Below are 13,856 nucleotides of genomic sequence, written 5' to 3'. Positions count from 1 at the left end.
AGGAGAGCAGGGACTTGAGCAAGCAAAGTGATGAGGTGGAATCGACGCGCTCGGACAGGGTCAATTCACTTGCTAAGGGTCTTCAAGTCTTGTTGGCGTTTGGCCGCCGCCACACCCCCATGACCATCAGCGAAGTCGCCAAGGAGGTTTCGCTCACACCGGCTTCTGCACGGCGTATGCTGCTGACGCTCGTCGAACTTGGTTATGTCGACCAAACTGGCAAACGGTTTTCTGTGGGGCCCCGGGTGCTTGATCTGGGTTACTCCTATCTCGCTTCGAAACCCATATGGCAGCTGACGCAGCCCGTGCTGGAACGCTTCAGCGACGCGCACCATGTCTCGGCCGCCGCAGCCGTACTGGATGGCTGCGATGCGCTGTACACGATCCGTGCGAATTCCCATCAACCCATCCAGGTGATGGTCAGCACGGGGACCCGACTGCCGGCGCACATCACGGCGATGGGAAGAGTGCTTTTGGCCGCCCTGACGCCCGCGCGCCTGGACGAAGTCATCAGCCAGATCAAATTCGACAGCCCGACCGAAAGATCTGTCACCAACGCCCAGGAGCTGCGCGCCATCCTCGCAGACATCCGCCGGGACGGATATTCCATAGTCGACGAAGAATTGGCCTTCGGCCTGCGGGCAGTGGCCGTGCCACTTCGTAATCGAGCGGGCGACGTGGTGGCTTCCATCAATGCCTGCGGCACTCTGCGCAGCCTGGAAATCTCCGATCTGCGCGAGAGGGTGCTACCAGCCCTTCAGTTAGCCGCACAAGAAATCCGCATGCACTTGGCTGACTAGGCGCGTGAACCGCTGATCAGCGAGTCACAAATCCAACACCATTCGATCAGAGCGGCAGCGTGAAACGCAAACCATCATCGACTTCTGAGCCGCCTTCTGTGCGCCGCTGAGCACGCTGTCCCGGTGTTCCGCCTCGCCTTCCAGAATGCGGGTTTCGCAAGCCCCGCACACGCCCTCTTCGCAGCTGAACTCGATGTCCACGCCGGCATCCAGAAACGCCTGCAGCGCAGGTTTGTTCTTGGGTATCTCCATGGTCACTCCACTCTTGCGAAGTTCCACGATGCAACTACCCGTCAGCGCCATTTTGGGACTGGCTGGCTGATCAGCCTTGAAACGCTCGACGTGCACGTTGGCAAAGCCCAGCTCTGCGCAAGTGGACTCAAAGTTGGTGAGCATGGGTGACGGGCCGCAGCAATAGAAGTGATCGTGCTGCTGGTGTTCCATCAGGAGCGAACGAAGGGATGGCGGGCCCCCAGCCTCGTCATCGAAGTGCGTGTGCAAGGTGATGCCTTGGTTGGTTAGCTGCGTCAACTCATCCAAAAATGGCGCACCACCGCGGCTGCGAGCACACAGGATGACGTGGGCACCTCGCCCCAACTGCACCAGCCTGCGCAGCATCGACAGGATGGGTGTGACACCAATGCCACCGGCCACAAACACGGAATGTGCGGGCTGCTGCTCATTCAACGCAAAGAGATTTCGCGGTGAGGAAATGGGAATGTGATCACCCGCACGCAGATGCTCGTGGATCCAGCGTGATCCACCACGACTGGCGCTGTCGTTGAGTACGCCAATGACATAGCGGTTCGACTCTCCAGGGGCATTGTGCAGGGAGTAGCTTCGCACCATCCCGCCTTGCAAATGCAGATCAATATGCGCGCCCGCCTCGAATGCAGGGAACGGCTCTCCTTCTGCAGCGGGGCAGAGCTCGATGCTGACCACACCCGAGCAGACGGTGTTGACCGCTTTCACCAGCGCGGTTCGGCGCCCTGACTGAGGTGCGACTGGGGAGATGGGTAAGCGTTGATCACTGGAAATCAGCAACTCAGTGGTGTGGTTTTGTGCGACCGGATGCGGGGTCATGGTGGTTTCTCCTGGGTCGTCGCAGGCAGCGATGCACAGCGACTGGTGATCTGCGAGGGAAGGTAACTGTCTGCGTATGTCGCCGGCGCGTCTTCGGAACACGCCACCGCGCGAGCACCGCAAGAGGCTTCGACAGGCTCAGCCCGAACGGTATCTATCGTTTAAACGGAACTCAGTACCAGCCCGAAGTGGGGGGTGCAAGCGCAGCAGGTTTGAATGAATCCGGCTTGCCCAAAGGGGCCTTCAAAAGCCGGAGGGCGTGAGCGATTCGTTCACGCCTTTTCAGTCCTGCGGCACTTCCAGCATGATCTTTCCGATATGCGTGGACGACTCCATCAACTCATGGGCCGCACTGGCATCTGCCAACGCAAACACCTTGTGAATGACAGGACGTGCCTGGCCCTGGGCTAGCAGAGGCCACACACTGTGCTGCAAAGCCTGCACGGTGCGCGCCTTGTCCTGCTGAGAGCGTGGGCGCAACGTAGAGCCGGTGTAGGTGAGCCTGCGTGTCATCAGCGACAGCCAATCAACATCCACCTTGGAGCCTTGCAGGAACGCGATCTGCACCAGCCGACCGTCTAGCGCCAGGCTGGCGATGTTGCGGGCGATGTAATCGCCACCCACCATGTCAAGAATCAAATCTACGCCCCGGCCATCCGTCAGTTCGGCAACGGCCTTGGCAAAGTCCTGCTCGCGGTAGTTGATGGCTTTTTCGGCCCCTGCAAGCTCACAGGAGCGCGCCTTTTCTGCATTGCCCACGGTGGTGTAGACCCTTGCACCACGCGCCTTGGCTAGCTGAATCGCCGTCAACCCTATGCCCGATGAGCCTCCATGGACCAGGAAAGTCTCGCCCCGCTCGAGCCCTCCGCGCTCGACCACGTTGCTCCAGACAGTGATGTAGTTCTCCGGCAGCGCGGCGGCTTCAACCATCGACATCCCTTCAGGCACAGGCATCACCTGACCCGCAGGAGCGGCCACATACTGCGCATAGCCCCCGCCATTAGTCAACGCGCATACGGCATCTCCCACTGCCCATTGACTCACCTCGCCGCCAACGGCTGCGATCACCCCTGAAACCTCCAAGCCCAGCCCGGGCGCGGCACCCGGCGGAGGTGGGTAGGAGCCACTGCGCTGCAGCACATCCGGCCGGTTCACACCTGCGTATTGCACGCGGATCAACACCTCATCGGACCTTACCGTGGGTATGGACCCATTCTTCAACTGCATCACGGTGGGTGGGCCACCGTCTGCATGGCATATGCGGCGCATGGTTGCGGGTGTGGACATTAGATTCTCCTGGAGCGAATTTCAAGATCCAAAGCGCTGCATCGAGTTGAGTGAACTGGATTCATGCGGTGCTGCGTTTCGGGTGTACCGTGATCAAGGTTGCCTGATCTCGATGCGAGTAGGCCGCAGCGCCCACTGCTGCGTCAACGCCCTGCGCCAAACATCCACATGGTGAGACACCACACTCCGCTCGCTAACTCATCGCATTGCAGGACGTGTCAGGCGCTTGCCCACATGCTCCTGCAGCCATTGGCCTTGATGCAGCAGGGCATCGTCTGTTCCGCGCGCAGCCACCACCTGCAGACTCACGGGCAACCCATCGATAAGTCCGGTGGGTATCGACAAGGCGGGTACCCCAGCAAGGGAGAACGGCAAGGTCTGGCCCAGCACCGCTTCACGCACCGTCGTAGAGCCACTCTCCACCTGCACCTGGGTCTGGCCGCGCAGTGGAGGTACGACAGCTGCGGTGGGCAACAGCATGGCATCACACCCTGCCAGGATGGCATCGAGCTCGTCAGCGATGGCCGCACGCGTATGCAGCGCATCGATGTACTCGCCGGCTTTCAATGTCTGCCCGCGCTGAAGCGGTGGCATCACCAACTCAGAGAATCCCCCGCCACCTTGCTCCAGCGCATCGCGATGCACCCACGCGGCCTCTGCCTGCACGATGTCGGTGAAGCACTGCGACGCTCGGGGCAACTGCGGCGTGGCAACCTCTACCAACTCGGCACCCAGCGCGGCCAGATGCTTGAGGGTCTGCTCGAAATGCTCGCGCACTTCTACCGAAAGACGGCCACGCAACCAGCTCGCCGGCACCGCAAAACGCAGGACTCTGGCGATGCGTTTCACCTCCACGCTGCGCCCAGCCATGACCTCAAACAACAGAGCGCAATCGGCTACGCTGTGCGCCAAAGGGCCTGCGTGGTCACAGGTCCAGGAAAGGTGCAAAGCACCCTCCAATGGAATCGCACCATGCGTGGGCTTGAAGCCTGTCACCCCACTGAAGTTGGCCGGAATGCGGACGGAGCCCCCCGTGTCGCTGCCAATGCTCGCCACTCCTACGCCCGTGGCCACCGCCACGCCCGATCCGCTGGACGATCCACCTGCCTGGCGCAACGGATTAAACGGGTTTTTCACATCGCCCGTCCAGACATTCTCACCCGTCGATCCCAATGCGATCTCGTGCATATTGGTCTTGCCGAAAATGACCGCTCCCGCAGCACGCAAACGTGTGACCAGCACGGCCTCGTTGGCGGGGACATCCATCGCATCGATCGGCAATGCGGCCCGGGTTCCGGCCCGCGTGGGCATGCCGCGCACAGGGTACAAATCCTTGATGGAGATGGGAATGCCCCTTAGCGCACCACGTGTATTTCCTGCGGCCACGCCCGCATCACACTGCACGGCCACGGCATGGGCGGCATCCCAGTCCACATAAGCCAAAGCATTTAAATCAGCGGTTTGAATGGCTTGTTGCTGCGCATTTTTCAGGAGCGAAACCGCGCTGATAGTGCGCTCGTCAAGCTGGCGTACGAGGTCTGAAATGGAGTGCATGAAGGGGGTCCGATCAAAAACGGCGCACACGTTATCACGCGAAACAGACGTCTCATGATGTGGACAATCTGAGACGCTGCTTTGCGTTGTCGAGTGCTTATGAAAGACTCCACTCGCCTTCAAATACAGGAACTGTCTAAATGCTCCGCCCCACGTTTTTCAAGCTTTCCGCCAAGCTCTGCCTGGCGCTTTCTTTCTCGATTTCCGCGCAGTTCGCAACGGCTCAGACCTACCCCAACAAACCCGTGAAGATCGTCGTCGGGTATTCCCCAGGAGGCCCCGTTGACATTCTGGGCCGCGTGCTGGCGCAGGGACTTTCCACCTCGATGGGTCAGTCCTTCATCGTTGAAAACAAAGGCGGCGCTGCCGGGGCTATTGGCGCTGAGCAGGTGGCTCGCTCGCCCGCCGATGGTTACACACTGCTCACAACCGTGCCCAGCGTGTTCACCATCGTTCCGCACACCCTCGACAAGGCGCGCGTGCAGGCTGAAGACTTCGCACCAGTCATCCAGTTCGCGGAATCGCCGCTGGTGTTGGCGGTGAACCCTTCCGTTCCGGCCAATAACCTGAAAGAGCTCATCGCGCTGCTGAACAAGCCAGACTCCAGGTTGTCCTACGCTTCCGCGGGTGATGGCACCCTGCCCCATCTGGCCATGGAATTGCTGTTGTCGCGCACCGGCGGTCGTCCAGTGCACGTGCCCTACAAAGGCAGCGGCCCGGCGGTACAGGATCTCGTGGGCGGTCAGGTGAATATCGCACTGGAAGTGCTGCCCACCATTCTCCCCATGGTCAAAGCGGGCCGCGTGAAAGCGTTGGCCGTGACATCCCGCACGCGAGTAACTGAGTTGCCAAACGTGCCCACCGTGTCAGAAGCAGGTGTGAGCGGATATGAGGCGGTGAACTGGTTTGGCCTGTACGCGCCCGCTGCTACGCCCAAGCCCATCATCGAGCAATTGCGCTCGAACGTGGAAAAAGTCGTGACGGACAAGGAAATGCAGCAGCGCTTCAGTGAACTTGGAGCCGTCGTTGCGGTGCAAGGCCCCGCCGAAACGGCCGAGCGCCTCAAGCGCGAATCTCAGCAGTGGGGATCGTTGATCCAGAAGCTTGGACTTAAGTCCAAGCCGTGATGCCGCACCAAGAAGCTGTTTAGATTCTTTGAACAAGTTCTTGGTACCCCGGTCACAATAGTCCTGTCGATCCGGTACCACCGATCGGCCCCGTCCTCTCATGGAGATCCCCATGTCGTTCTTGCAAAAAAGCCCTCAAGCTGGAACACAGAGCCTTCGACGCACAGTGCAACTCCTGCGGGAGCTTAGCCATGCAGGTGAGCACGGCGCCAGCGCCGGTGAGCTGGCCGAACGTTGCGAATTGACGCGCGCCACGGCGTACCGATTGCTCGGTGCGCTGGCGGAGGAAGGCCTGGTTGTTCACGCCACGGGCGTTCGACGCTACTTTCTCGGCCCTTTTGCGTACGAGATGGGACTCAGGGCATTCCCGCGCCTGGGCCTGCGCGAACTGTGCGCAGGCACGGTGAGCAAGTTGGCCGAGAAGACTGGAGAATGCGTCTTTCTGGTGATGCGCAGCGGGCTCGATTCGGTATGCCTGGACAGGCAATCTGGCGAATTCGCTGTGGAGGAAATGCCGGTGGACATCGGCTCACGGAGACCGCTGGGCGTAGGTTTGAGCAGCATAGCCATATTGGGTGCGCTGCCTGAATCGGAGCGAGAGGCCATCATGAGGGCCAACGGCATGCGTTACCGGGAAACCGGTTTGCTAGCTGCCGAACGCATCCGGCTAATGGTCAAACGCACGGCGAAAGACCGCTTTGCCTTTACCGCCAGCGACTACATCGACAACGTGGGCGGATTTGCACTGCCCATCCGCAATCCTGCCGACGGCGTGGCATTTGCCGCGCTCAGCATCGCATCCGGGGTGAAGCGCATGACTGCGCCACGCGGCAAGGAAATTGTTCCGTTGCTGGAGACAGCGGTACACACGATCGAATCCCGATTGTGAACATCACTCACACCTGACTACGCCGGCACATGCCGGAGCCTGGCCCTCGGCAGGCACTCTTCAACCGCGCTACTTATTCCAACAACCCACCGCGCGCTCGAAGTCGTTGACATCGAGCGCAGCGGATGAACTCGCCCCTATAAAACACGCACGCACGAGGGGGCGGCGCAAAACTCAACGAGGCACCCCATGGAAACCCAACAGAACAACGCACCCAAAACCCTGACTTCTTTCTACGCACACGCATGGGAGGACCTGTTGTCCAACTGCACACGCTGCGGTAAATGCGTGGAAGTCTGTCCTGTGGTGCCGTTCGATGCCACATTGACGGCCGCCAGGCCAGTGGATGTGGTCACCGGGGTGCTCGAATTCATGAAAGACAGCAGCCAACCGATGCGCGAAGACTCGGCCCTGTGGACCTACCAATGCAACGGCTGCGACGAGTGCATTCCCGCCTGCCCTGTAGACATCAATCCACGCCGAATGCTCATGCTGGCCAATGCAGAGGTGTCTGCAAAGACACACCCCACGCCACACATGTTCCAGAAAATGGCACGCGCCATCCGCATTCTCGTGTCCATGCAACTGGTTCCGGAGGACGCTGCACGCCTGCTCAAGCTAAAGAAACCCAAAGACGTGGACGTGGTGTTCTTCACCGGTTGCAACCCGGTACGCACACCGCAGCTGCTATTCAACGCCATGAGCGTGCTCGAAGCACTGGGTGTGAACTATGAGGTGATGGGAGGCCCGGCTTCATGCTGTGGCGTTATCCACAGCAAATGGGAAGGTGATTTGCAGCGCGGTGGCAAAGTGAGCGAGCAGACACTGCATCGATTCGGCACTTTCAACCCGAAGAAGGTGTTGAACTGGTGCCCCTCATGCAGCATCCACCTGACCGAAACCATCAAGGACTACCGCTCTGTCAGCTTCGATTTCGACCACCTCACCAAGTTCCTGATCGAACGCGAAGATGAGCTGCACAAACTTTTTACTACACCCGTGAATATGCGTGTGGTCGTTCACACGCACCACGGCATGCATGATGTGGGGCAAAACGTAATGCGCCTGATGCGAGCGATTCCGGGCCTCACCATCGTCGACGAGATCGAAGAGCCCGGCTACATGTGTGGCGTATCAAGCGCAGAACGCGCGCCTGCTTTGAAAGAGCAAGTGCGTGCGCAGACCATCGCGCGCTGCAAACAGGGTGATGTGGATGCACTGGTATCGCTCTATCACGCCTGCCACCGACAGCTCGCGTCAGACGGCAACACGCATGGCTTCCAGGTGCTCAACTATGCGGATTTACTGGTGCGAGCGCTGGGCATGGAACCCTATGCCGACACATTGGAGCAGTTCCGAGGCCGTACCGACTATCGAGAAATGGTGCGCGAGGCAGCGCCCCTGCTAGAGGCCAACGGCATCGATATGGATCCCGATGAACTGGCCAAGGTGCTGCCCGAGATTTTCGCCATGGCGGAATGGCGGGGGGGCTTGTGCAGTTTCGCACCGGAGGAGTAAATAGACGATCCAAGCGACCATAACAATACAAAAGACCGCCGCTTGAATCGTTTTGTACAAACAACGTACTCTTATCAATTTCCCGTGGAGAGGTGTTCACCACCTTTTGGGGCTCGTTCAACGGAGTTGTCAGAAAAAGATAGGAACGCCTGCCAGCGCAGGCGCCAAGGAGGCAACTCGGGGTTGATGATGAAACGACATTTTCATGAGCGCCCCAAATTTGCCGAAATGGGATTATTGGAATGACAAATTCTCATGCCTTACATCCAATCCTGAAGTGCTCACACCCGGCTCGCTCATGCACTATCGCTGCCAGTCTCACCTATCTGGAACAGCCCCATGAATTTCGAGCTCAGCGAAGAGCATCAGGCGTTTGCCGACTCCGTCCGGCGCTTTGCGAATGATCACCTGGCAGAAGGCGCACTTGCTCGCGCGCACTCTGAAAGCTACCCCTGGGAAACAGCCAAGCTGTTGTCCCAACAGGGCTTGCTAGGCATTGCATTCTCCGAAGCCGATGGCGGCCAAGGGGGGACGCTCATGCACGCAGTGCTCGCCATTCAGCAGGTCGCGCTCGCCTGCCCAAAAAGTGCAGATATCGTGCAAGCGGGCAACTTTGGCCCCATCCGTACCTTCGTGGAATACGCCACGCCCGAACAGAAGGAACGCTTTCTTCCAGGGTTGCTGGCAGGCCAGAAGCTGATCTCGCTGGGCATGTCCGAACCTGATGCCGGCTCGGCCGCCACTGACCTCAAAACCAACGCTCAGGAAGATGGCGACAGCTACGTGATCAACGGTAGCAAGGTGTTTTCCACCCATAGCAGCGATGCCGAGCTCTATCTTGTATACGTGCGCTTCGGCCCTGGTGTGGGCGGAATTGGTTCTGTATTGGTGGAACGCGGCACACCCGGGCTGATCGTGGGCGAACCTTCTTCGTTCATGAACGGAGAGCGCTGGTCGCAACTTTATTTTGATAACTGCCGCATTCCCAAGCGCAACGTGCTGCTTGGCGCCGGTGGTTTCAAGAAGCAAATCTCAGGCTTCAATATTGAACGCTTGGGGAATGCCTCACGCGCATTGGCCCTGGGTAGGTACAGTTTCAATCAAGCTCGCGAGCACGCGAAGATCCGCTCCCAGTTCGGGCGCCCCTTGTGCGATTTCCAGGGGCTGCAATGGAAATTCGCCGATATGTCGATGAAGCTGGAGCAAGCCCAACTGATGCTTTACCGCGCCGCCATGGAAGGTGAGCACGGTTTGCCTACGGCGCAGAGCACGGCTATGGCCAAGCTGGCATGCAACCTGGCGGGCTGGGAAGTTTCCAATGAAGCCATGCAGGTCATGGGCGGGATGGGCTTTAGCCAGGAGTCCCTGGTGGAATACTGCGTGCGCCGTACACGCGGCTGGATGATCGCGGGCGGATCGATAGAAATGCTGAAGAACAAGATTGCCGAGGGAGTGTTCGAGCGCACCTTCTCGCAGCGCGCGCCCAAGGCCGCGTAAAGTGGACACCTGCATGAATGACCGCTTTTCTCCCGATCGACTGATGTCTGCGTTATTGAGTCCTGCCAGCGTGGCGCTGGTAGGGGCCTCCGATGATCCCGGAAAAACCGCCGGCCGGCCTCAGCAATTCCTGCGCAGAGCCGGATTTCAAGGCCGCATCTACCCCATCAATGCCAAGCGCACCCTAGTGCAGGATGCTCCGGCCTGGCCCAGCCTGGAAGCGCTGCCGGAAGTACCGGACCACGTGTTTGTAATGACTCCCACGGACACCGTGCTGGAGGTGGTAGGCCAGTGCGTGATGCTCGGCGTGCCTCTGGTCACGGTGCTGGCCAGCGGGTTTTCTGAATCCGGCCCCGAAGGGGTAGCCCGCGAAGAAGCTTTGCGTGCGCTGGTCGCTGGTAGCCGCACCCGATTGTTGGGGCCCAGCAGTCTGGGCGTTGTTCGCGCCAGTACCGGGCTCATGCTGACCGCCAATGCGGCCTTTGCCGAACCCGACGTGCCAGTTGGCCGGCTGTTCGTTGCCTCTCATAGCGGCAGCATGCTGGGCGCCCTGGTCTCGCGAGGCAAGGCGCGCGGCGTGGGCTTCGCCGGTATGGTTTCCGTAGGAAGCGAAGTGGACCTAAGCATTGGCGAGATTTGCCAAGCCACGCTGGACGACCCCTCTATCGACGGTTATTTGCTCTTCATCGAAAGCCTGCGCCATGGCGCCAAGCTCCAGGCCTTTGCGCGCGAGGCCGCACGACGCGGAAAACCGGTGATCGCCTATAAGCTGGGGCGCTCTTCAGCGGCAGCTGAGATGGCTGCTACCCACACCGGCGCCATTGCCGGCGAGGACGACGTAGCAGATGCTTTCCTGAAAGACTTAGGGATCGCCCGGGTCGATCAGTTCGAGACCTTGCTGGAAACTCTTCCTCTCGCGCGCCGGTTTCCGCTGCCCCCACCGGGAACACCGCGCAGACCGCTGCGCGTGGGTGTGGTCACAACGACCGGCGGTGGTTCCGCCATGGTGGTCGATCAACTAGGCGTGCGTGGAATAGATGTCACGCACGCAACGCCTGCCACGCTGGCGCGTTTGGCGGCCGCAGGGGTGGCCACCAATCCTGGCCGTGTGCTCGATTTGACTTTGGCCGGCACGCGCTATGACGTGATGAAGGCCACCCTGGATATCTTGCTGGATGCGCCGGAGTTCGACCTCGTGGTGAGCGTGGTGGGATCGTCCGCTCGATTCCAACCCGATCTTGCCGTTCAGCCATTGCTCGACCATGCCAGTCACAAGCGACCGCTGGCGGCCATGCTGGTACCTGATGCGCCTGGCGCCCTGGCCAAGCTGACCAGCGCCGGAATACCCTGCTTTCGCTCACCGGAAACGTGCGCCGATGCCATTGCAGCCATCGCGGCACGGCGCCCGCTTGGCACCCCCGCAGCCACCCAAAAGGCATCTGCTACGCCACCTCGCCCCATCAGCGAGGCCGAAGCCTACGGCGTACTCGATGCCCTTGGTGTACCCCATGCACCGGCCGCCACCATCCGATTGAGCGCACCGCCCGCACCGCTGCCCTTTGGCTTTCCCGTGGTGGCCAAGGTATGTTCTGCGGAGATCCCGCACAAGACCGAAGTGGGTGGCGTGGTTCTGGGCATCTCCAACCAGGAGGAGTTGGCTGCCGCACTACTAACCCTGAAGCAAAATCTCGCGCAACATGCCCCGGGCATTGCCTGTGATGAAGCCTTGATACAACCCATGGTCAAAGGGTTGGCCGAAGTTCTGGTGGGCTACCGCGTGGATCCTGAAGCAGGTCCGATCGTCATGTTGGCGGCCGGTGGGATCTGGGCAGAAGTGGCCAAAGATCGGAGCATCCGGCTCGCGCCCGTCAGCATCGAGACTGCCCGGGAAATGGTGGACGAGGTACGCTCTCTTGCAAGCGTGCGGGGGCTGCGCGGGAAACCGCGTGGTGATCTGGAAGCCCTGGCCGCTGCGGTGTCTGCGTTGTCCGAATTGGCGATGCAACCAGACACAGGCATTTCCGAAGCTGAAGTCAATCCCCTGCTGGTGATGCCCGAAGGGCAAGGGGTGCTGGCTGTGGATGCGTTGGTTTTAAAATTAACGCGTCCGTGATGCCAAGTTACCTCTTGACCGATAGACACCGTTCGAGCCCGAACGGATTTCTACTCTTGAAAGCAAGTTAGAAAATCGTTCGCAGCGCCCTGCTCCGCGATGCGATTGACGCGAAGAGTTATGAAATACTGAGATGACGATCTCCCAATCAAGCGAAGACATCCTTACCCGCATGGCCGCCACCGCTCGGCGTGAAGACGTGCACCTTCCCTCTGGCAATGTGGCCTGGCGAGCTTGGGGAAATGGACCACCGCTTGTGCTGCTGCATGGTGGCCATGGATCATGGCGGCACTGGGTCCGCAATATTGAAGCATTGACTCCCCGGCACACCGTGTGGGTGCCAGATATGCCAGGCTACGGCGATTCAGATACGCTGCCGGGCGATCCGCGTGACCCCATGCTGCTGGAACGGCTGGTAAAAGCCTTGGCGGACAGCCTGAATGCCCTGATCGGTGAGCAAACACCCGTGGATCTGGCAGGCTTTTCGTTTGGTGGCTTGGTTGCGGGGAGCCTGGCAGTCCATCGCGGACATGTGCAGCGGCTGGCCTTGCTGGGACCGGGCGGACATGGCGGCACTCGCCGCCAGCAGGTCGACATGGTCGAATGGCGCGGCCTGGGAGACACAGAGCGACACGCCGCGCTTCGTCACAACCTGGCCGCGTTCATGCTGCACGATCCGGTGAGCATTGATGCGCTCGCACTGGAAGTGCACGAGACTTCAGCCAAGCACACGCGCACGCGGAGCAAGAACTGGTCGCGCAAACCTGTGTTGATCGAGGCGATGAAGTCTCTCAGCATGCCCGTGCTAGCCCTCTGGGGCGAGCACGATGTGACTGCGGTGCCAGAAGAAGCTGCCGTAGCGCTGGTGCAGGGCCGCCTAAACCGCGAGGCCCACTATGTGCGCGATGCGGGGCACTGGGTTCAGTTTGAGCAAGCAGAAGCGGTGAACAAGTGGCTGGACAACTGGTTCAGCTAACTTCCATGGATACGCGCACTGCAAAGGTCTGAACGCGTTTTACTGTGTTTGCTGGCGCGTCTGTACCGGCTCGCATACTGACAAAAGCCAGTCCCTGAACACGCCCACCTTGTGGGTTTCCCTTTGTGCCTGCGGCCGAACAAGGTAGTACGCACGTGAACTCAGCAAGGGCTTGGAAAATGGACGTAGCAAATGGCCTGACGCGAACTCGCCGGACAACAGCTCCGTTTGCCCAATAGCCGTACCCAGTCCGTCCGCTGCAGCTTGCCAGCACAAAAGCGTACTGCCGAAATCCATGCGTTCAGCCTGGGCCGCTTCCTCTGCCAGCTCGCTCGCGCGCAGCCATTCATCCCAATCGTTTCGCCGGTAGCGAGACACCAGCAATCGCTGGCGCAGCAAGGAATGCGGGTATTTGGCCTCCGGAGCATGGAGTGCCAGAAAACGTGGTGAACATACAGGCTCAATTTCATCGTGAAACATCAGGTCGGTCTGCACGCCCTTCCACTGCCCATTGCCGAACTGAATGGCTACATCCACGGGGTCTCGGTCAAAATCTACGTCCGGAACATCGTTGGAGATACGCACCTCGATGCTGGGATGCAGCGCACGGAACTCCCCGAGCCTTGGGATCAGCCACTTGGCCGCGAAGGTGGTGTAAGTACGCACCCGCAGCGGCCCTTGGCTGGTTCCTTTGGTCAAAGCCTTGGTAGCTTCAGCAATCATCTCAAAGGCCGGCAGGACCTGCGCCGCGTAGCGGGCACCCGCACGCGTGAGCGACACGCCATGGCGCTCGCGCCGAAACAGCTGTATCCCAAGGTAATTCTCCAAAACCACGATCTGCCGGCTGGCGGCAGATTGCGTGACGTGCAATTCCTCCGCTGCCAAGGTCAGATTCTGTGTTCTGGCAGCGACTTCGAAGACACGCAAAGGGTTTAGAGGCGGGATGCGTCGGCTCATGAGCAATTCGTTAAGGGTGGATGCCGGACGAAACCTAACATGAGTTTTTATTATG

The 13,856-nt window shown here is 59.9% G+C and carries 11 protein-coding genes; 7 read left to right on the top strand and 4 right to left on the bottom strand.

Annotation, left to right across the window (positions count from 1 at the left end):
- Positions 1–14 precede the first annotated feature (14 nt).
- Positions 15–800, top strand: coding sequence for an IclR family transcriptional regulator domain-containing protein (locus G518_RS33830; protein WP_051236019.1), 786 nt, complete (start codon positions 15–17; stop codon positions 798–800).
- A gap of 24 nt (positions 801–824) precedes the next feature.
- Here the strand turns inward: G518_RS33830 and G518_RS0104260 are convergent, their stop codons facing one another.
- The 3 genes from G518_RS0104260 to G518_RS33825 all read right to left on the bottom strand — a co-directional run bounded on the left by G518_RS0104260 (position 825) and on the right by G518_RS33825 (position 4,724).
- Positions 825–1,883 carry a PDR/VanB family oxidoreductase gene (locus G518_RS0104260; RefSeq protein ID WP_084651460.1) on the bottom strand — a complete coding sequence of 353 codons (1,059 nt, stop codon included), beginning with the start codon at positions 1,881–1,883 and terminating at the stop codon, positions 825–827.
- Between the two features lie 282 nt (positions 1,884–2,165).
- Complete coding sequence (locus G518_RS0104255; protein ID WP_211231674.1) at positions 2,166–3,152, bottom strand: NAD(P)H-quinone oxidoreductase; 987 nt, start codon at positions 3,150–3,152, stop codon at positions 2,166–2,168.
- A gap of 216 nt (positions 3,153–3,368) precedes the next feature.
- The gene (locus tag G518_RS33825) at positions 3,369–4,724 is read right to left on the bottom strand and encodes an amidase (protein ID WP_156909273.1); all 1,356 of its coding nucleotides are present in this window, start codon (positions 4,722–4,724) and stop codon (positions 3,369–3,371) included.
- Between the two features lie 140 nt (positions 4,725–4,864).
- Here G518_RS33825 and G518_RS0104245 point away from each other — a divergent pair, with 140 nt between their 5' ends.
- The 6 genes from G518_RS0104245 (at position 4,865) to G518_RS0104220 (ending at position 12,844) form a co-directional block, all read left to right on the top strand.
- A complete protein-coding gene (locus G518_RS0104245) occupies positions 4,865–5,851 on the top strand; it encodes a Bug family tripartite tricarboxylate transporter substrate binding protein (RefSeq protein WP_028601472.1) in 987 nt (328 codons plus the stop codon).
- Positions 5,852–5,963: 112 nt separating this feature from the next.
- Positions 5,964–6,740 carry an IclR family transcriptional regulator gene (locus tag G518_RS0104240; protein ID WP_028601471.1) on the top strand — a complete coding sequence of 259 codons (777 nt, stop codon included), beginning with the start codon at positions 5,964–5,966 and terminating at the stop codon, positions 6,738–6,740.
- A 189-nt stretch (positions 6,741–6,929) separates the two neighbouring features.
- A complete protein-coding gene (locus G518_RS0104235) occupies positions 6,930–8,258 on the top strand; it encodes a (Fe-S)-binding protein (protein ID WP_028601470.1) in 1,329 nt (442 codons plus the stop codon).
- Between the two features lie 339 nt (positions 8,259–8,597).
- On the top strand, positions 8,598–9,755 hold the full coding sequence (locus tag G518_RS0104230) for an acyl-CoA dehydrogenase family protein (RefSeq protein WP_028601469.1): 1,158 nt from the start codon (positions 8,598–8,600) through the stop codon (positions 9,753–9,755).
- Between the two features lie 13 nt (positions 9,756–9,768).
- Entirely contained in the window at positions 9,769–11,868 is a 2,100-nt protein-coding gene (locus tag G518_RS0104225; RefSeq protein WP_051236015.1) for an acetate--CoA ligase family protein, read from the top strand.
- A 133-nt stretch (positions 11,869–12,001) separates the two neighbouring features.
- Complete coding sequence (locus tag G518_RS0104220) at positions 12,002–12,844, top strand: alpha/beta fold hydrolase (RefSeq protein ID WP_028601467.1); 843 nt, start codon at positions 12,002–12,004, stop codon at positions 12,842–12,844.
- Positions 12,845–12,883: 39 nt separating this feature from the next.
- Here G518_RS0104220 and gcvA read toward each other — a convergent pair whose 3' ends face one another.
- A complete protein-coding gene (gene gcvA / locus G518_RS0104215) occupies positions 12,884–13,801 on the bottom strand; it encodes a transcriptional regulator GcvA (RefSeq protein ID WP_028601466.1) in 918 nt (305 codons plus the stop codon).
- Positions 13,802–13,856 lie beyond the last annotated feature (55 nt).

Origin of the sequence: Ottowia thiooxydans DSM 14619 (assembly GCF_000422885.1) — a bacterium.
Lineage (GTDB): Bacteria > Pseudomonadota > Gammaproteobacteria > Burkholderiales > Burkholderiaceae_C > Ottowia > Ottowia thiooxydans.
Note: the sequence above shows the minus strand (reverse complement) of the source record. Positions and strands in the feature narration are given on the sequence as shown.